The 17,936-nt window shown below is 65.3% G+C and carries 22 protein-coding genes and 1 pseudogene; 14 read left to right on the top strand and 9 right to left on the bottom strand.

Annotation, left to right across the window (positions count from 1 at the left end; all coding sequences use genetic code 11):
- Window positions 1-7: 7 nt before the first annotated feature.
- Window positions 8-769 carry a phosphoribosylaminoimidazolesuccinocarboxamide synthase gene (purC, locus tag C5F46_RS00430; protein WP_107323387.1) on the bottom strand — a complete coding sequence of 254 codons (762 nt, stop codon included), beginning with the start codon at window positions 767-769 and terminating at the stop codon, window positions 8-10.
- A 225-nt stretch (window positions 770-994) separates the two neighbouring features.
- On the opposite strand from purC, the gene C5F46_RS00435 reads away from it, so the two are divergent.
- From C5F46_RS00435 to C5F46_RS00450, 5 genes are all read left to right on the top strand, one after another.
- A complete protein-coding gene (locus C5F46_RS00435; RefSeq protein ID WP_107323479.1) occupies window positions 995-1,309 on the top strand; it encodes a DUF1476 domain-containing protein in 315 nt (104 codons plus the stop codon).
- 227 nt (window positions 1,310-1,536) lie between these two features.
- Window positions 1,537-2,553: a betaine--homocysteine S-methyltransferase gene (gene bmt / locus C5F46_RS00440; protein WP_107323480.1), complete on the top strand. Its 1,017-nt coding sequence runs from the start codon at window positions 1,537-1,539 to the stop codon at window positions 2,551-2,553.
- 117 nt (window positions 2,554-2,670) lie between these two features.
- Window positions 2,671-3,372 (top strand): corrinoid protein, encoded by a 702-nt coding sequence (locus tag C5F46_RS00445; RefSeq protein ID WP_107323388.1) that lies wholly within the window; start codon window positions 2,671-2,673, stop codon window positions 3,370-3,372.
- 99 nt (window positions 3,373-3,471) lie between these two features.
- The gene (locus C5F46_RS16525; protein ID WP_168796783.1) at window positions 3,472-3,630 is read left to right on the top strand and encodes a hypothetical protein; all 159 of its coding nucleotides are present in this window, start codon (window positions 3,472-3,474) and stop codon (window positions 3,628-3,630) included.
- Window positions 3,627-4,235 carry a DUF1638 domain-containing protein gene (locus C5F46_RS00450; RefSeq protein ID WP_107323389.1) on the top strand — a complete coding sequence of 203 codons (609 nt, stop codon included), beginning with the start codon at window positions 3,627-3,629 and terminating at the stop codon, window positions 4,233-4,235. Before C5F46_RS16525 ends, C5F46_RS00450 begins: the two co-directional genes overlap by 4 nt.
- Here the strand turns inward: C5F46_RS00450 and olsA are convergent.
- The 3 genes from olsA to C5F46_RS00465 form a co-directional block, all read right to left on the bottom strand.
- Window positions 4,211-5,053 carry a lyso-ornithine lipid O-acyltransferase gene (olsA, locus tag C5F46_RS00455; RefSeq protein ID WP_107323390.1) on the bottom strand — a complete coding sequence of 281 codons (843 nt, stop codon included), beginning with the start codon at window positions 5,051-5,053 and terminating at the stop codon, window positions 4,211-4,213. The genes C5F46_RS00450 and olsA overlap by 25 nt on opposite strands.
- The gene (gene olsB / locus C5F46_RS00460) at window positions 5,050-5,835 is read right to left on the bottom strand and encodes an L-ornithine N(alpha)-acyltransferase (protein ID WP_107323391.1); all 786 of its coding nucleotides are present in this window, start codon (window positions 5,833-5,835) and stop codon (window positions 5,050-5,052) included. Before olsB ends, olsA begins: the two co-directional genes overlap by 4 nt.
- Window positions 5,836-5,965: 130 nt before the next feature.
- Window positions 5,966-6,145, bottom strand: coding sequence for a DUF3553 domain-containing protein (locus C5F46_RS00465; protein ID WP_107323392.1), 180 nt, complete (start codon window positions 6,143-6,145; stop codon window positions 5,966-5,968).
- Between the two features lie 23 nt (window positions 6,146-6,168).
- Between C5F46_RS00465 and C5F46_RS00470 the strand changes: the two genes are divergently transcribed.
- The gene (locus C5F46_RS00470) at window positions 6,169-6,765 is read left to right on the top strand and encodes a histidine phosphotransferase family protein (protein ID WP_107323393.1); all 597 of its coding nucleotides are present in this window, start codon (window positions 6,169-6,171) and stop codon (window positions 6,763-6,765) included.
- Window positions 6,766-6,812: 47 nt separating this feature from the next.
- A pseudogene (locus C5F46_RS00475) lies at window positions 6,813-7,196 on the top strand (cupin domain-containing protein); the annotation flags it as partial.
- A gap of 18 nt (window positions 7,197-7,214) precedes the next feature.
- Here the strand turns inward: C5F46_RS00475 and C5F46_RS00480 are convergent.
- A complete protein-coding gene (locus C5F46_RS00480; protein WP_107323481.1) occupies window positions 7,215-8,312 on the bottom strand; it encodes an anhydro-N-acetylmuramic acid kinase in 1,098 nt (365 codons plus the stop codon).
- A 60-nt stretch (window positions 8,313-8,372) separates the two neighbouring features.
- Between C5F46_RS00480 and tyrS the strand changes: the two genes are divergently transcribed.
- Window positions 8,373-9,623, top strand: a complete 1,251-nt coding sequence (gene tyrS, locus C5F46_RS00485) for a tyrosine--tRNA ligase (protein WP_107323395.1) — start codon at window positions 8,373-8,375, stop codon at window positions 9,621-9,623.
- A gap of 66 nt (window positions 9,624-9,689) precedes the next feature.
- On the opposite strand, the gene C5F46_RS00490 is transcribed toward tyrS, so the two are convergent.
- The gene (locus tag C5F46_RS00490) at window positions 9,690-10,280 is read right to left on the bottom strand and encodes a peptidylprolyl isomerase (protein WP_107323396.1); all 591 of its coding nucleotides are present in this window, start codon (window positions 10,278-10,280) and stop codon (window positions 9,690-9,692) included.
- A complete protein-coding gene (locus C5F46_RS00495) occupies window positions 10,273-10,779 on the bottom strand; it encodes a peptidylprolyl isomerase (protein ID WP_107323397.1) in 507 nt (168 codons plus the stop codon). The genes C5F46_RS00490 and C5F46_RS00495 overlap by 8 nt, the downstream gene beginning before the upstream one ends.
- A gap of 133 nt (window positions 10,780-10,912) precedes the next feature.
- On the opposite strand from C5F46_RS00495, the gene C5F46_RS00500 reads away from it, so the two are divergent.
- The 6 genes from C5F46_RS00500 to C5F46_RS00525 all read left to right on the top strand — a co-directional run bounded on the left by C5F46_RS00500 (window position 10,913) and on the right by C5F46_RS00525 (window position 16,736).
- Window positions 10,913-12,106: a phosphoglycerate kinase gene (locus C5F46_RS00500; protein ID WP_107323398.1), complete on the top strand. Its 1,194-nt coding sequence runs from the start codon at window positions 10,913-10,915 to the stop codon at window positions 12,104-12,106.
- Between the two features lie 144 nt (window positions 12,107-12,250).
- Complete coding sequence (locus C5F46_RS00505; protein ID WP_107323399.1) at window positions 12,251-12,547, top strand: FtsB family cell division protein; 297 nt, start codon at window positions 12,251-12,253, stop codon at window positions 12,545-12,547.
- Window positions 12,548-12,616: 69 nt separating this feature from the next.
- A complete protein-coding gene (gene pdhA / locus C5F46_RS00510) occupies window positions 12,617-13,633 on the top strand; it encodes a pyruvate dehydrogenase (acetyl-transferring) E1 component subunit alpha (RefSeq protein WP_107323400.1) in 1,017 nt (338 codons plus the stop codon).
- A 12-nt stretch (window positions 13,634-13,645) separates the two neighbouring features.
- On the top strand, window positions 13,646-15,016 hold the full coding sequence (locus tag C5F46_RS00515) for a pyruvate dehydrogenase complex E1 component subunit beta (RefSeq protein WP_107323401.1): 1,371 nt from the start codon (window positions 13,646-13,648) through the stop codon (window positions 15,014-15,016).
- A 24-nt stretch (window positions 15,017-15,040) separates the two neighbouring features.
- The gene (locus tag C5F46_RS00520) at window positions 15,041-16,288 is read left to right on the top strand and encodes a 2-oxo acid dehydrogenase subunit E2 (RefSeq protein ID WP_107323482.1); all 1,248 of its coding nucleotides are present in this window, start codon (window positions 15,041-15,043) and stop codon (window positions 16,286-16,288) included.
- 112 nt (window positions 16,289-16,400) lie between these two features.
- Window positions 16,401-16,736, top strand: coding sequence for a carboxymuconolactone decarboxylase family protein (locus C5F46_RS00525; protein WP_201161545.1), 336 nt, complete (start codon window positions 16,401-16,403; stop codon window positions 16,734-16,736).
- A gap of 22 nt (window positions 16,737-16,758) precedes the next feature.
- Here the strand turns inward: C5F46_RS00525 and cysE are convergent, their stop codons facing one another.
- Both cysE and C5F46_RS00535 read right to left on the bottom strand, forming a co-directional pair.
- Window positions 16,759-17,571, bottom strand: coding sequence for a serine O-acetyltransferase (gene cysE / locus C5F46_RS00530; RefSeq protein WP_107323402.1), 813 nt, complete (start codon window positions 17,569-17,571; stop codon window positions 16,759-16,761).
- A 31-nt stretch (window positions 17,572-17,602) separates the two neighbouring features.
- A complete protein-coding gene (locus C5F46_RS00535; protein ID WP_107323403.1) occupies window positions 17,603-17,935 on the bottom strand; it encodes a DUF7742 family protein in 333 nt (110 codons plus the stop codon).
- Window position 17,936 lies beyond the last annotated feature (1 nt).

Below are 17,936 nucleotides of genomic sequence, written 5' to 3' on the forward strand. Positions count from 1 at the left end.
GGGCCTTTCAGTTGATCAGCGTGGGTTTCATCGTGGTGGTGTTGGTGGGCATCACCCCCAACCGCCGCGCCACTTCGGTATAGGCGTCCGTCAGGCTGCCAAGATCGCGGCGGAACACATCCTTGTCCAGCTTCTGGCCGGTCTTGACGTCCCACAGGCGGCAGCTGTCGGGGCTGATTTCATCGGCCACCACAAGGCGCATGTAATCGCCGTCCCAGATCCGGCCGATCTCGATCTTGAAATCGACCAGCTTGATCCCGACGCCATAGAACACGCCCGACAGGAAATCGTTCACGCGCAGCGCCAGCGCCACGATGTCGTCCAGATCCTGCTGGTTGGCCCAGCCGAATGCGACGATATATTCCTCGGGCACCAGCGGGTCACCCAGCGCGTCGTTCTTGTAGCTGTATTCCACGATCGGGCGCGGCAGCGGCGTGCCCTCTTCCATGCCCAGCCGTTTCGAGATCGACCCGGCTGCAAAGTTGCGCACGATCACCTCCAGCGGGATGATCTCGACCTGACGGATCAGTTGTTCGCGCATGTTGATGCGGCGAATGAAATGCGTGGGCACACCGATATTGGCCAGCCCGGTCATGAAATATTCCGACAGCCGGTTGTTCAGCACGCCCTTGCCCTCGATCACGTCGCGTTTCTGCGCGTTGAAGGCGGTGGCGTCATCCTTGAAATATTGCACCAGCGTACCCGGCTCGGGGCCTTCATACAGGATCTTGGCTTTGCCTTCGTAAATCTTCTTGCGCCGAGGTGCCATGACTGCTCCGTTCGCTGGGGGCCTGCCGGGGCGGGGCGGGGCCGCGAGGGCCGGATGGCCCATTTGCGCCCCTATAGGCCAAGCGCGCGTTTGCCGCAAGGCTTCGGCGCGGCGGCGCCGGACCGGGTGCGCGTCACGCTTGCGAGATCGGGACAATCGCAGGGGTTGCAGGGGACAGACGGCGCAGGCATAAGGGCGGCTGATGCACAACAGATGGGGGCCAGCATGACCACCTTTGACGACCGCGATCACGCCTTCGAGGCCAAATTCGTTCACGATGAAGAGCTTCAGTTCAAGGCCGATGCGCGGCGCAACAAGCTTTTGGGCCTGTGGGCCGCGGGGCTGATGGGCAAAGAGGGCGACGAGGCGCTGGACTATGCGCGCAGCGTCATCGCCTCGGACCTCGAAGAGGTCGGCCATGAGGATGTCTATCGCAAGGTCGCAGCCGATCTGGGCGATCTGGCCGACGAGGCCACGATCCGCGCCAAGATGGACGAACTGATGGCCGAGGCCAAAAAGCAGATCATGACCGAAGTCTGACCGGGGCGCGACTGCGGCTCGACGTGACAGGGTTCCCCCGTCCGCGCCCGGCGCGGGCGGGTTTTTTGTGCCCAACCTGCCCGGTGACATGCCCCGGTGACATGCGCGGGCTTCATCATCATCATGACGCGGAAGAATTTGCCAATTTGCCCGCGCCATGGCATTGCGGCGCCATTGACGGGGGCCGCAGCGCCACCCGGCTGCCACGTTTCGAAAGGCCCGACCCGATGACTGATGCGCTTTCCCGGCTTTTGCAGACCCGCGACTGGCTGATGGCCGATGGTGCGACAGGGACCAACCTGTTCAACATGGGCCTGTCGTCGGGCGATGCGCCGGAACTGTGGAATGCCGATCAGCCGGGCAATATCGCCAAGCTTTACAGTCTTGCGGTCGATGCCGGGTCAGACATCTTTCTGACCAACACCTTTGGCGGCAATGCCAGCCGGCTGAAGTTGCACAATGCCCAGGCCCGTGTGCATGAATTGAACCGCCTTGGCGCCGAGATCGGCCGCGAGGTGGCCGACCGTGCCGGGCGCCCGGTGATCGTGGCGGGCTCGATCGGGCCGACAGGCGACATTTTCGCGCCGATGGGTACCCTGACCCATGCGCTGGCCGTCGAGATGTTTCACGAACAGGCCGAGGGGCTGAAGGCGGGCGGGGCCGATGTGCTGTGGGTCGAGACGATCTCGGCGCCCGAGGAATTCAAGGCCGCGGCCGAGGCCGCGCGTCTGGCCGGCATGGCCTGGTGCGGCACGATGAGCTTTGACACCGCGGGCCGCACGATGATGGGCGTCACCTCGGCGCAACTGGCCGCGCTGGTGGAAAAGCTGCCCAACCCGCCGGTGGCCTTTGGCGCCAACTGCGGCGTGGGGTCGTCGGATCTGATGCGCACCATTCTGGGCTTTGTCGCCGCCGGGACCGAGCGGCCGATCATCGCCAAGGGCAATGCGGGCATCCCGAAATATCACGAGGGTCATATTCACTATGACGGCACGCCGGAACTGATGGCCGAATATGCCGTGCTGGCGCGCGATGCGGGCGCCACGATCATCGGCGGGTGCTGCGGCACGATGCCGGTGCATCTGAAGGCGATGCGTGCGGCGCTGGAAAGCCGCCCGCGCGGGCCGCGCCCGACGCTGGAAGAAATTTCGGCACGGCTGGGCGGGTTTTCGTCGGCATCGGATGGCACCGGCGATGACGAGGGCGGCGCCGGGCGCGAGCGGCGCGGCCGACGCCGCGGCTGACCCCGCCCCCCAGCGCCGGGGAAGCGTCGGGGATGAGGGGGCGCAGGTCGCAATTTGCCAACTGGTGCCGGGGCTTTGGCGCCATCACAGGGATACGGGATCGCGGGAGAGCGGAACATGGCGGACGACGACGAGATCATCCTGTCGGAACTGGATGACGAAGAGCTTGTGCTTCAGATGCACGATGACCTCTACGACGGTCTGAAAGACGAGATCGAAGAGGCCGTGAACATCCTGCTGGAACGCGGCTGGACCCCCTATGACATTCTGACGAAGGCTCTGGTCGCGGGCATGACCATCGTGGGCAACGATTTCCGCGACGGCATCCTGTTCGTGCCCGAGGTGCTGCTGGCCGCCAATGCGATGAAGGGCGGCATGTTCATTCTCAAGCCGCTGCTGGTGGAAACCGGCGCGCCGAAGATGGGCAAGATGGTGATCGGCACCGTCAAGGGCGACATCCACGACATCGGCAAGAACCTTGTGGCGATGATGATGGAAGGCGCGGGCTTTGAGGTTGTCGATCTGGGGATCAACAACCCGGTCGAGAACTATCTCGACGCAGCCCGCCGCGAAGGGGCCGACATCATCGGAATGTCGGCGCTGCTGACCACGACCATGCCCTACATGAAGGTCGTGATCGACACGATGAAGGATCAGGGCATCCGCGACGATTATATCGTTCTGGTCGGTGGCGCGCCGCTGAACGAGGAATTTGGCCGGGCGATCGGGGCCGACGCCTATTGCCGCGATGCGGCGGTGGCGGTGGAAACCGCCAAATCCTTTATCGCGCGCAAGCACAATCAGGTTGCGGCAGGCTGACCGCGGCGCCGCACTCTTTGGCGGGGCGGCCAAGGCCGCCCCTTTGCACTTGGACTTTGCGCCGGAACGGCCCATATTGGGATCAACCGGAGGTCTGACATGCCCCTGCCCCATTTCCTGTTCCTGATCGCCGCGGTCATCCTTGCCGCCGGGTTGACGCTGTGGGTCGCGTCTCAGGCGGGCGTTTCGCTGGCGCTGCTGGCGGTTCTGGCGCTGGTTGCCGCCGGGCTGGTGCGGTTGATGGCACGGGTGGAATGACGCCCGAGCGGGTGCTGCTGATCGCCTGCGGCGCCTTGGCGCGCGAGATACTGGCGTTGAAGGACGCCAACCGTTGGGATCATCTGGACCTGACCTGCCTGCCCGCCGACCTGCACCTGCGCCCCGAACGCATCCCCGACGCTGTCGAGGCGGCGGTTGACCGCCACCGCGCCGCGTATCGCCATATCTTTGTTGTCTATGCCGATTGCGGCACCGGGGGGCTGCTGGCCGCGCGCTGCGCCGCTTTGGGGGTTGCGATGGTGCCGGGGCCGCATTGCTATGCATTTTACGAAGGGCTGGACGCGTTTGCCGCACAGGCCGAAGACGAGGTGACGACGTTTTACCTGACTGATTTTCTGGTTCGGCAATTCGATGCCTTCGTCTGGCGGCCTATGGGTCTGGACCGCCACCCCGAATTGCGCGATATGTATTTTGGTAATTACACGCGGCTGGTCTACCAAGCCCAGACTGACGACCCCGAGCTGGACGCGAAGGCGCAAGAGGCGGCACAGCGGCTGGGGCTGGCCTATCAGCGCCGATTTACCGGATATGGCGATCTGGGCCAGCTTCTTGCAGCACTTCAGCCATCAACTGCAAAACCCTGAAATTCCTGCGGAAGTGCAGACCGCACCACCGCCTCGCAATGCCCCGCCAGCGCCTTGCGCGAGGGAAAGGCCGACACCGCCACCGGATCGTGGAACACCAGTTCCACCGCCCCTTGCCGGGGCGCGGCCAGCACATGCAGGAAATGCGCGCCAAAGCCCATGTCGGCCCACCAGCCATAAAACCGCGGGTCGGCGCCCTCGGGTGCGCGCCAGATCAGCGTGACGGGCTGGATCTGCATCACCCGGTCCAGCCCGTCGGCGTAAAAGGCCGCGAACAGGGTGGATTTGAACGGCTGCACCCGCAATCCGTCGGTCGAGGTGCCCTCGGGGAAGAACACCAGATGGTGCCCGGCGCGGATCCGCGCCTCCATCACCGCTTGCTGCGCCTTGGCCTCTTTCGGGTCGCGACGGATGAAAACGGTGCCGTTCGCGCGCGCCAGCCAACCGATGCCGGGCCAGCCTGCCACCTCGGCCTTGGCCACGAAATAGACGCTCTGGCAGGCATTCAGCGCGAAAATATCCAACCAGCCCGCATGGTTGGCCACCACGGCGCCGATCTGGCGCATCGGCTGCCCCCGCACCCGGTAGCCGATGCCGAGGATCGGAAAGGTCGCGCGGCAAATGGCGCGGGTCAGATGCGGGGTCAGCGGGCGGCGGGCGCCAAACAGCGGCGCCTCGATCAGCCGCAGCACCAGCAGCACCAGCAGCCCGCCATAAACCACCGTTCCCAGAACCGCCCCGCGCCATGCCACCCGCAGCCAGCCCGCCCCCGAGGGGCGCTGCATGGGCAGCGGGACTGCCGAACGCCAGGTGGTCATTCGCGGCCCTCATACCGGCGGGTGTAAAAGCTGCGGTGCTTTTGGCTCATCGCGGCGGCGTCCATCATCAGCATCACATCGGTGGTGTTGAAGGGAGTGTCGATAAAGGCCCCCTCGCCCACGAAACCGCCCAGCCGCAGGTAGGCGCGGATCAGTGCGGGCATGTCGGCCATGACCTTTTGTCGGTCCAGCGCCTCGGGCGGCAACAGGTCCATCCGCTGGAAATGCTCGGGCAGCGCGCGCACACGCAGCGCCTCGGGGGCAAGGTGGTGGTGGTGCAGCCACGACAGCGGCACGGCCAGTTTCTGCGGATCGGTGCCATGAAAGCTGGCCACGCCGAACATCACCTCGATGGCATGATCCAGCACATAGCCCGCAAGTGCGTTCCACAGCAAAAACATGGCCGGGCCGCCGCGATAGTCGCGATGCACGCAGGACCGGCCCAGCTCCAGCAACCGCCGCCCCGAGCGGCGCAGCCGCGTCAGATCATATTCGCTGTCGCAATAGAAACGCCCGAAATCGGCAGCGCGGTCGCCCGGCAGCAGCCGATACACCCCCACCACATGATCCAGCGCAGCAGCATCGCGGCGGGTGTCGATCAGCACAAGATGATCATAGACGGGGTCGAAAACATCCCGCTCCAGCCGAGCGGCATGATCGACGCCGGGGCCGTCGCCCCCCAGTTCGGCCACGAAGACCTCATAGCGGAGCCGATGGGCGGCTTCGCAGTCGCGCGGGTCGGTGGCAAGACGGGTCACGAGACAGGACGCATCGGGCGACATCTGGCGGGCACGGCCTTTGGGACGGTTGACACGCTCTTAGGGGGCTACGGCGCGCAATGCAAGCCGATGCCCGGCGCGGGGGCGGCGTTGACTCAACCCATGATTGTGTTATCTTGCGCTGATGACAGATTCATTCGCTTCCCGGCAGAACCAGGCTCAACGCCACATGGCGCCCGTCAAGCACCTGCTTGCCCGCATGTTCGAAATTCACCGTGATCCGGTCGCCGATGCGCGATTGCACCTGCCCCTTGCCCCAGTCGGGCGCGGTGGCAAGGCGCACAATCATGCCGGGTTCAAGGATGCTGTTCATGGCGCAGGCTCCGGGAGGGCAGAATGACGCAGGATGAGGTCGCCGATCTGGTGGCGCTGGTCGGGTCGCGGCTGTGCCATGATCTGGTAAGCCCTTTGGGCGCGATCGGCAACGGGCTTGAACTGCTGGCGATGGCGGGGGGCGGGGCCAACGACGAGATGCAGCTTGTCACCGAAAGCGTGGCCCATGCCAATGCGCGGCTCAAATTCTTTCGCGTGGCCTTTGGTCAGGCGGCGGGCGATCAGCGGCTGGGCCACCGCGAAATCGTAGCGCTGCTGGATGATATCGCGCTGGGGGGGCGGCTGAGTTTCGATTGGCAACCCGAGGGCGATCAGGCGCGGCGCGAGGTCAAACTGGGCTTTCTGGCGGTGCTGTGTCTGGAAACGGCGCTGCCCTGGGGCGGGCGGATCATCATCAGCACGGCGGGCGGCGGCTGGCGGCTGGCAGCCGAGGCGCGCCGGACCCGGCCAGACCCCGATCTGTGGGCGCGGCTGGATGGTGGCACCGCACCGCTGGCCCCCGCGCAGGTGCAGTTCGGCCTGCTGGCGACCGAGGCCGCGCGGCAGGGCCGCCGCAGCGGCTGGCAGATCACCGCGACAAGCGCCGAAATCACCTTCTGATCGGCCTCGGCCTATGCCAGACTGGCGCCATAGGCAGGGGGCAGAGCATGGACGAGGCCGACCGGATCATTGACGGACTGGGGCTTTCTCCGCACCCCGAGGGCGGCTTTTACCGCCAGACCTGGGTGGCCGAGGGGCCGGGGCGACCGGTGGGCACGGCGATCCTGTTTTTGCTCAAATCGGGGCAGGCGAGCCACTGGCACCGGGTCGATGCCGTCGAGATCTGGCATTTTCATGCAGGCGCGCCGGTGATCCTGTCGCTGGCCGAAACCGCGGCGGGGCCAGCGCGCGATCTGCGGCTGGGGCCGGAGGTGCTGGGGGGCGAGACACCGCAGGCGATCGTGCCCAGCCATCACTGGCAGGCGGCCCGCAGCACCGGCTTTCAGTTTGCCGGCTTCGATCTGGCGCCGCCGGGGTTCGACATCCCGCGCCAAGCGTCAGGCGGCGGCTTAGCCGGGGCGGCTGATCTGTCCGCCACCGACCTGCGCCGCGACGCCCGTCGTTGACGGCCCCGAGGTGGACAGCCCCCGCGCGACCCGCACCGCCAGATAGGCAAAGGCCTGCGCCTCCAGCATGTCGCCGTTCAGGCCGACAGATTCCACCGGCGCAACCGCGCAGGGCAACCGATCCGTCAGCATCGCCATCAGCGTGGCATTGTGCCGCCCGCCACCAGTCACCAAGAGCCGCGCGGGGGGCCGGGGGAAATGATCAAAGCCGCGCGCCACCGCGGCGGCGGCCGCCGCCGTCAGCGTGGCGGCCGCATCGCGGTTCGACAGCCCCTTCACCGCACCAAGCAGATCATTAAAATCGTTCCTATCCAATGACTTCGGTGGCATTCTGAAGAAATAGGGGTGATCCAGAAACGCCGCGATCACCTCGGGCTTGACCCGCCCGGCCCGCGCCAGGCGCCCGCCTGTGTCATGGTCCTGCCGCCGCCGGGCACGCATCAGATCGTTGATCGGGGCATTGGCGGGGCCGGTGTCGAAGGCCAGACAGGCGCCGGGCGCCTCGGGGCCGTGCGCCACTGGATCGACCCAGGTCACATTGCCAACGCCGCCAAGGTTGAGAAACACCAACGGCTCGGTGGCCCCGATCCAGCGCGCACATGCGAAATGAAAATAGGGCGCAAGCGGCGCCCCCTGCCCGCCCAATGCCACATCGGCGGACCGAAAATCCCACACCACGGGGCGGCCCAGCACCTCAGCCAGCACCGCGCCCGACCCGGCCTGATGGGTGCCGCGGCCTGCGGGGTCATGGGCCAGAGTCTGTCCGTGAAAGCCCACCAGTTCGGCTTCGGGAAAGCCCGCCAGCACCTCGGCATGGGCGGTTTCCACCACCTCGGCCGCAGCCTCCACCCCCGGATCACCCGGCCAGCGGCCAAGCGCTGTGCGAAGCTTTTCCCGCTCGGCACCAGAATAGGGACGATAGGCGTGGCGGCCAAAGGCCGTGATCGTCTCGCCATCGGTCTGCACCAGCGCCGCATCCACCCCGTCAAGCGACGTGCCCGACATCGCCCCCAGCGCCCAGACCGCTTTGCCGCGCAACATGGCCTTCCCCTTTATCACCCGCCCCGGTATACGCGAGGGCGCAAAGAAGGGACAAGTGCCATGACCTACCACCCCAAATCCGAATTCATGCGCGTGATGATCGAGCGCGGCTATCTGGCCGATTGCACCGATTATCAGGCGCTGGACGAGGCTTTGGTGGCCGGGGTCGTGCCCGCCTATATCGGCTATGACGCCACCGCGGCCAGCCTGCATGTGGGGCACCTGCTCAACATCATGATGCTGCGCTGGCTGCAAAAGACCGGGCACAAGCCGATCACGCTGATGGGCGGCGGCACAACCAAGGTGGGCGACCCCTCGTTCCGGTCAGAGGAACGCCCGCTGCTGACGCCTGCGCAGATCGACACCAATATCGACGGCATGAATCAGGTCTTTGCCCGCTACTTGCGCTATGGCACGGGCGCATCGGATGCGGTCATGCTGAACAATGCCGAATGGCTCGACAGCCTGAACTACCTCGATTTCCTGCGCGACATCGGGCGCCATTTCAGCGTCAACCGGATGCTCAGCTTTGAATCCGTGAAATCGCGGCTCGATCGGGAACAAAGTCTGTCGTTCCTCGAATTCAACTACATGATCCTGCAAGCATACGACTTTCTTGAGCTTTACCGCCGCTACGGCTGCCGGCTCCAGATGGGCGGGTCGGATCAATGGGGCAATATCGTCAACGGTATCGACCTGACGCGCCGGGTTCTGGACGCCGAAATTTTCGGCCTCACCTCGCCGCTGCTGACCACCTCGGACGGGCGCAAGATGGGCAAATCGGCGGGCGGCGCGGTGTGGCTGAATGGCGCCATGCTGAGTCCCTACGAGTTCTGGCAGTTCTGGCGCAATACGACCGATGCCGACGTGGGCCGCTTCCTGAAACTCTACACCGAACTTCCGGTGGAAGAATGCGACCGGCTGGGCGCGCTGGCGGGGGCCGAGATCAACGCCGCCAAAATCATCCTCGCCAACGAGGTCACGACGCTGCTGCACGGGGCCGAGGCCGCCGCCGCCGCCGAGGCCACCGCGCGCGAGGTGTTCGAAAGGGGCGGCGTGGGCGATGATCTGCCCACGCTCACGCTTGCCGCCGCCGAGGTCGCAGACGGCATCAGCCTTGCGCAGTTGGTGGTTCGGTCCGGGTTGGCGAAATCGGGCAAGGACGCCAAGCGCCTGATCGCCGAAGGCGGCGCGCGGGTGAACGACGAACTCGCCACCGACGCGGGCGCGATGTTCACCGCAACCGATCTGGCGCAACCGCTGAAACTGACCGCAGGCAAGAAACGGCACGCGCTGGTGGTGCTGGGCTGACCGCCCGCCCCTTCATCTTGGCACAAATATCCCGGGGGGTCCGGGGGGCAGCGCCCCCCGGCTGCCTCACTCGACTGTCGCGCGCTGAATGTAGTCGGGGTCTGCAACCAGGCCATTCTGGCGCTGATCACCCTTCTTGATCGCATCGACCACATCCATCCCTTCGACGACATGGCCAACGATGGTGTATTGCCCGTCCAGATAGGGCGCCTCATCGAACATGATAAAGAACTGGCTATTGGCCGAATCGGGCGACTGGCTGCGGGCCATGCCGACCATGCCACGCACAAAGGCGCGGTTGGAAAACTCTGCCGGCAGATCGGGGCGCTGCGATCCGCCCATCCCCGCCAGGGACAGATCGCCCGCGCGCTTGCCAAACTGCACATCGCCGGTTTGCGCCATGAAGCCTTCGATCACGCGGTGAAACACCACCTCGTCATAGGCGCCCTCGGCGGCCAGCGCCGTGATCTGTTCGACATGTCTGGGGGCCACATCGGGCAGCAGGTCGATTACCACCCGGCCCTGCGCAGCACCCGCGACCTCAAGCACCAGGTTCGGCCCCGGCCCGTCCACCACGCCAGAGCCGGTTTCGGCCAGGGCACCCCCGGTCAGCGCCAGCCCTGCGGCCAGCGCCAGCGCAAAGACCCGCTCAGACATCGGCGGCCACCCGCACGCTGATCATCCGGTCCGGGTTCACCGGCGGCTCGCCGCGGGCGATCTTGTCCACATGCTCCATGCCCGAAATGACCCGGCCATACACGGTATATTGCCCGTTCAGGAAGTGGTTGTCCTTGAAGTTGATGAAGAACTGGCTGTTGGCCGAGTTCGGGTTCTGGCTGCGCGCCGCGCCCAGCGTGCCGCGGTCGTGCGGCAGTTTGGAAAACTCGGCCGGCAGATCAGGCAGGCTTGAGCCGCCGGTGCCCGCGCGGCGGGCGTTGTAGCCTTTTTCCATATTGGCGTTTTCCACGTCGCCGGTCTGCGCCATGAAACCCTCGATCACGCGGTGGAAGGCCACGTTGTCATAGGCCCCGGCACGGGCCAGTTCCTTCATCCGCTCGGAATGCTTGGGCGCCACGGCGGGCAGCAGTTCAATGACGACGGGGCCATCCTTGAGCGTGATGATGATGGTGTTTTCCGGGTCTTTGAGATCGGTCATGCAAGCCTCCTGAAATTTGGTCAGAAACCTAAGCCAGAGGGCCGGGCAAGGAAAGGGCAAAGCGCCGCATCCGGTTGACGAAAGCGGCATTTGCAGGTCAAGGTCGCCGCCGCAACTCTATAGGGAGAGAGACATGGGCTGGAAGACGATTGACGATATCGACATGGCCGGAAAAGCCGTTCTGGTGCGGGTGGATATCAACGTGCCGGTGGAGAACGGCCGCGTTACCGATGCCACCCGGATCGAAAAGATCGTGCCGACGCTGAAAGATATTCTGGCCAAGGGTGGCAAGCCGGTTCTGCTGGCGCATTTCGGCCGCCCCAAGGGCACGCCCGTCCCCGAGATGAGCCTTGCCGCGCTGGCACCGGAAATCGAAAAGGCGTTGGGCGCTCCGGTGCGCTTTGCCGAGGATTGCATCGGCGCCCCGGCCAAGAAAGCCGTGGCTGCGCTGGCACAGGGCGAGGTTTTGCTGCTGGAGAACACCCGCTTCCACGCCGGCGAGGAAAAGAACGACCCCGAACTGGCTGCCTCGATGGCGGCGCTGGGCGAGATCTATGTGAACGACGCCTTTTCGGCGGCGCACCGCGCCCATGCCTCGACCGAGGGGATCGCACGCCTGATGCCCGCCGCGGCGGGGCGGTTGATGGAGGCCGAACTGAAGGCGCTGGAGGCCGCTTTGGGCAACCCGGCGCGACCGGTAACGGCAGTGGTGGGCGGCGCCAAGGTATCCACCAAGCTGGATTTGCTGGGCAACCTTGTTGGCAAGGTCGATCATCTGGTGATCGGCGGCGGCATGGCCAACACCTTCCTGGTGGCGCAGGGGATCGAAGTCGGCAAATCGCTGGCCGAACGCGACATGGCCGACACTGCGCGCGAGATTCTGGAGAAAGCCAAGGCAGCGGGTTGCACCATTCACTTGCCGGTCGATGTGGTGGTGGCGCGCGAGTTCAAGGCGGGGGCGGACAATGAAACGGTAGCCGCCAATGCCTGCCCGGCGGATGCGATGATCCTTGACGCCGGGCCGGCAACGGTTGCGGCGGTGGCCAAAGTGTTTGAAGCTTCGAAAACTCTGATCTGGAACGGCCCGCTGGGCGCGTTCGAAATCGCGCCCTTCGATGCGGCGACCAACGCGGCGGCGGCCACAGCGGCGGCACTGACCCGCGCGGGCAAACTGATCTCGGTTGCAGGTGGCGGCGATACGGTGGCGGCGCTGAACAAGGCGGGCGCGGCCGACGACTTCACCTACATCTCGACCGCGGGCGGCGCTTTCCTGGAATGGATGGAAGGCAAGGAACTGCCCGGCGTGGCCGCGTTGATGACCGCCTGAGTCTTTGACCGAAAGACAAGAAGAGGCCCGTCTGCAACAGGGCGGGCTTTTTCATGGCACCGGGGTTCCGCCGCCCCCCGGCACTGTGGCATGTTGACCGCAAAGGCGCCCCGATGAGGCGGCGCGGGGTAAGGGCGGCTTTTCATGACGCGCAATCGGCCAGCCTTCGGGCCTGTCATCATCGTGGGGCTTGCGCTTCTGGCGGGCAGCTATTTCACCTTTGCCGCGGTGCAGGGGTCGTCGGGGGTGTTCCGCCGTGTCGAGATCGAGGCCGAGATTGCGGCGCTGGAGCGTGAACGCGCGGCGTTGCAGGCCGAGGTGGAGCGGATGACCAACCTGACCCACCGCCTGTCGGACGAGTATCTGGACCTTGACCTGCTGGACGAACGCGCCCGCGAGGTGCTGGGCACGATCCGCGCCGATGAGATCGTGATCCGCTGAAGGCTCTTGCCCCTGCCGCGCGCCCGGAATAGTTTAACGCTGAACTACCCGAGGCAACGGAGGATGCCCATGGCTGCGCGCAAAGATACCGGCGGCAAGCCCGCCGACCGACCGGCCGACCGGCCCAATGTGTCGAAGGACGATCTTTTGCATTTCTACCACGAGATGCTGTTGATCCGCCGGTTCGAGGAAAAGGCGGGCCAGTTGTATGGCATGGGCCTGATCGGCGGGTTCTGCCACCTGTATATCGGGCAGGAAGCGGTGGTTGTGGGGCTGGAGTCGGTCGCCGAAGAGGGCGACAAGCGGATCACCTCCTACCGCGACCACGGCCATATGCTGGCCGCGGGGCTGGACCCCAACGGAGTGATGGCAGAACTGACGGGGCGCGCGGGCGGCTTGTCGAAGGGCAAGGGCGGCTCAATGCATATGTTCTCGAAGGAGCGCCATTTCTACGGCGGCCACGGGATCGTCGGGGCGCAGGTGCCGCTGGGGGCGGGTCTGGCTTTTGCCGACAAATACAAGGGCAACGGCCGGGTGACATTTGCCTATTTCGGCGATGGCGCGGCCAACCAGGGCCAGGTCTACGAGACCTACAACATGGCCGAGCTGTGGCAGTTGCCGGTGATCTTTGTGATCGAAAACAACCAGTATGCAATGGGCACAAGCGTGAAACGCTCGACCAAATCGACCACGCTTTGGGGGCGCGGCGCCGCCTACGGCATCCCCGGCGAAGAAGTGGACGGGATGGATGTGCTGGCGGTGCGCGCGGCGGGGCAGCGGGCGGTGGCCCATGCGCGATCCGGCAAGGGGCCTTATATCCTTGAAATCATGACCTATCGTTATCGCGGTCATTCGATGTCGGACCCGGCCAAATACCGCAGCCGCGAAGAAGTGCAAAAGATGCGCGACGAACGCGATGCGATCGAACATGTGCGCGAATTGCTGCTGACCGGAGGCCATGCCACCGATGATGACCTCAAGGCAATCGACCGCGAGGTCAAGGCCGTGGTCAGCGCCGCCGCCGATTTCGCCCGCGAAAGCCCCGAGCCGGCCGAGGCCGAGCTTTGGACCGACATCTACGCCTGAGGGGATTGAACGATGGCAGTTGAAATTCTGATGCCCGCGCTTTCGCCCACGATGGAAGAGGGCACGCTGGCAAAATGGCTGGTGAAAGAGGGTGAAACGGTGAAATCCGGCCAGATCCTCGCCGAGATCGAGACCGACAAGGCCACGATGGAATTCGAGGCGGTCGATGACGGCGTGATCTGCAAACTGCTGGTGGCCGAGGGCACGGCGGGGGTGAAGGTGAACACCCCCATCGCGGTGATGGCGAATGACGAGGCAGGTGCCGTAACCGCAGCCTCCGCCGCAGCCCCCGCCTCCGCCGCAGCGCCTGCACCGGCGCGCGCGGCAGCGCCCGTGGCTGCTGCGGCCTCTGCCCCCACAAGCGCGCCCGACACCAGCCCCGACTGGCCCGCGGGCACGCCGATGAAAACGATGACCGTGCGCGAAGCTTTGCGCGAAGCGATGTCAGAGGAAATGACGCGCGACGGCGATGTGTTCCTGATGGGCGAAGAGGTTGGCGAATATCAGGGCGCCTACAAGATCAGCCAAGGCCTGCTGGATCAGTTCGGCGCCAAGCGGGTGATCGACACGCCGATCACCGAGCATGGCTTTGCCGGAATTGCCGTGGGCGCGGCCTTTGGCGGGCTGCGACCCATCGTCGAATTCATGACCTTCAACTTTGCCATGCAGGCGATTGACCAGATCATCAACTCGGCTGCGAAAACACTTTACATGTCGGGCGGGCAGATGGGGTGCCCGATCGTGTTTCGCGGCCCGAACGGGGCTGCGGCGCGCGTCGGCGCCCAGCACAGCCAGGATTACGCCGCATGGTACGCGCAGGTGCCGGGGCTGAAGGTGGTGATGCCCTATTCGGCAGCCGACGCCAAAGGCTTGCTGAAACAGGCGATCCGTGACCCGAACCCGGTGATCTTTCTGGAAAACGAAATCCTTTACGGCCGCAGCTTCGAGGTGCCAATGCTGGAGGATTTCACCATCCCCTTCGGCAAGGCCAAGGTCTGCCGCACCGGCAGCGACGTGACGCTGGTCAGCTTTGGCATCGGCATGGTCCATGCGCTGGAGGCCGCCGACAAGCTGGTCAAAGATGGCATCAGCGCCGAGGTAATCGACCTGCGCACACTGCGCCCGATCGACTATGACACGGTGATCGCCTCGGTGATGAAGACGAACCGCTGCGTGACGGTGGAAGAAGGCTGGCCCGTGGGCTCGATCGGCAACCACCTGTCTGCCGTGATCATGCAGCGCGCCTTCGACTATCTGGATGCTCCGGTGATCAACTGCACCGGAAAAGACGTGCCGATGCCCTATGCGGCCAACCTTGAAAAGCTGGCGCTTCTGACAGCCGACGAGGTTGTGGCCGCAGTGCATCACGTCACCTATCGCTAAGGAGAACGCACCGTGGAAATTCTGATGCCCGCGCTGTCTCCGACGATGGAGGAAGGCACGCTTGCGAAATGGCTGGTGAAAGAGGGGGACAGCGTCACCTCTGGCCAGATCATTGCCGAGATCGAAACCGACAAGGCCACGATGGAGTTCGAGGCCGCCGATGACGGTATGATCGGCAAACTTCTGGTGGCCGAGGGCACGGCAGGGGTGAAGGTGAACACCCCCATCGCCATGCTGACGGTCGAGGGCGAAACGATGTCGGCGCCAGTCGCGCCCCGCGCGGCGATGGCAACGCCGATGCCCACCGCACCAGCCCCCAAGGCGCCGCCTGCCCCAAGTCGGGCGCGGGTCTTCGCCTCTCCGCTGGCGCGCCGGATCGCGGCCGACAAGGGGCTTGATCTGTCGCAGATCGCGGGATCGGGGCCACATGGCCGGATCATCCGCGCCGATGTCGAGGCAAGCCGCCCGGCCGCCCCCCCGCCCGCCGCTGCCCCCGCTGCATCGGTCACGGCACCGGCGGTGGCACAGGCAACCGCGCCGCAATCACCTGACGCGGCCTCGGTCGCCCGGCTGTATGAGGGCCGATCCTTCACCGAAGTCCCACTCGACGGGATGCGCCGCACCGTGGCTGCGCGCCTGACCGAAGCCAAGCAGACAATCCCGCATTTCTACCTGCGCCGCGAGGTGCGGCTGGATGCGCTGCTTGATCTGCGCGGACGCCTGAACACCCAGCTTGAACTGCGGGGCGTCAAGCTGTCGGTCAATGATTTCATCATCAAGGCCTGCGCGCTCGCGCTTCAGGCAGTGCCCGATGCCAATGCCGTCTGGGCAGGCGACTGCATCCTGCGGATGCGCGCCTCGGATGTGGCGGTTGCAGTGGCGGTCGAGGGGGGACTGTTCGTGCCGGTCCTGCGCGATGCCGAAACAAAGACACTGTCGGCGCTGTCGGCTGAGATGAAGGATCTCGCCACCCGCGCCCGCGCGCGCAAACTGGCCCCGGCCGACTATCAGGGCGGCAGCTTTGCGATCTCGAACTTGGGGATGATGGGGATCGACAGCTTCGATGCCGTGATCAACCCGCCTCATGGCGCCATTCTGGCTGTGGGGGCGGGGGTGAAAAAACCCGTTGTCACCGGCGACCAGATCGGTATTGCCACGGCGATGACGCTGACGCTCTCGGTCGATCATCGCGTGATCGACGGGGCGTTGGGGGCGGAGCTTTTGGCCGAGATTACGCGGCTTCTGGAAAACCCGTTGGTCATGCTGGCCTGATCCTGCCCCGCGCGCCCGGCTTCGGGCGTGCGGTCCGGGGTCATGACCTGTGTCAACGCCTCCCTGATGTAACGGTGCTAGCCTGAAGCGGAACCGACATCCCGGAGGGAAAATGGACTGGAAAGCAGAACTCGCCGAGCTTGACACCGGCCTAGCCCGCTATGGCAGCGATCAGCAATCCAGCATGGCGGGCTTTGGCACCTTGCATCATGCAGCGCTGGAACCCGGCGCGCTGGACACCCGGCACAAGGAACTGATCGCGCTGGCGATCGGGATTTCCAGACAGTGCATCGGCTGCATCGCATCGCATGTGCAATCCTGCATCGAGGCTGGGGCAAGCCGCGCCGAAATCGCCGAAACCGTCAATGTCTGCGTGCTGATGGGCGGCGGCCCGGCGCTGGTCTACGGCATCAAGGCGCTGGAGGCCTATGACGCGCTGACGGCATGAGGCCGGTTGGGGGGGGAAAGCCTCAGCCCTCCCTCTCGTGCAACAGTTGATCCATCTCGACGGCGGGGTGTTCGCAGCCCGCCTCGCCCACGATCCGCGCGGGCACACCGGCAACTGTCTTGCAGCATGGCACATCGGCCAGCACGACCGACCCCGCGGCAATGCGGCTGTTCGCACCCACCTTGATATTGCCCAGAACCTTGGCCCCTGCACCGATCAGCACCCCGTCGCCGATCTTCGGGTGGCGGTCCTCTTCTTCTTTGCCGGTGCCGCCCAGCGTTACCGAATGCAGCATCGAGACATTGTCGCCGACAACCGCCGTTTCCCCGATCACGATGGAATGGGCATGGTCGAACATCACCCCGCGCCCAATCCGCGCGGCCGGGTGAATATCGACGCCGAACATCTCGGACGAGCGCATCTGCACGAAATAGGCCATGTCACGGCGCCCCTGCCCCCACAGCCAATGCGCCACACGATAGGCCTGAAGCGCCTGATATCCCTTAAAAAACAGGATGGGCTGCAGATAGCGGTGGCAGGCCGGATCACGGTCATACACCGCCACCAGATCGGCACGCCCCGCCTGCCCCAGCCCCGCATCGCTGCCATAGGCCTCGTCGGCGATCTCGCGCAGGATCTGCTCGCTCATCTCGCCCGAGGCCAGCTTCAGCGAAAACCGATAGGCCAGCGCGCGTTCCATCGTCGGATGGTGCAGCAGACCGGCATGGATCAAAGCCCCCAGAAGCGGCTCGTCCCGCACTGCGGCCTCGGCCTCCTCGCAGATCCGCCGCCAGACCGGATCGACCTCTGCCAGTCTCGCCTTCTTTTCCGCCATGACGCGCCCTCCGATATCAGCTTTCACCCTATCACATAGGCCAACCCTGCGATAGCGGAAGGGGCACGCGGGGAAAAGCCCGCCGTGCCCCGCGCTGCGCCAAAGCGGCAATCACCAGCCCCAGACAGTCCAGATAGTCCGGCTCCGTCAGCCAGGGCTCGGGCATCAGCCTACCCCGCCGCGCCACAGCCATCAGCGACCCGTTGCCCCAGTGTGGATGCACTCGCCCCAGCCGTTTGCGATAGCGGTCCGCCGCCCCGGCCGCGTCCAGCATCCAATCCAGCAGCGCGATCCGCGCAGGGCCGGGCACGAGCATCAGCGCGCGCGCCACGGCCGTCACATCGCCCAGAGTGATCTGCCGCACC

The sequence above is a fragment of the Phaeovulum veldkampii DSM 11550 genome (assembly GCF_003034995.1).
In the GTDB taxonomy this organism is placed as follows: Bacteria; Pseudomonadota; Alphaproteobacteria; order Rhodobacterales; family Rhodobacteraceae; genus Phaeovulum; species Phaeovulum veldkampii.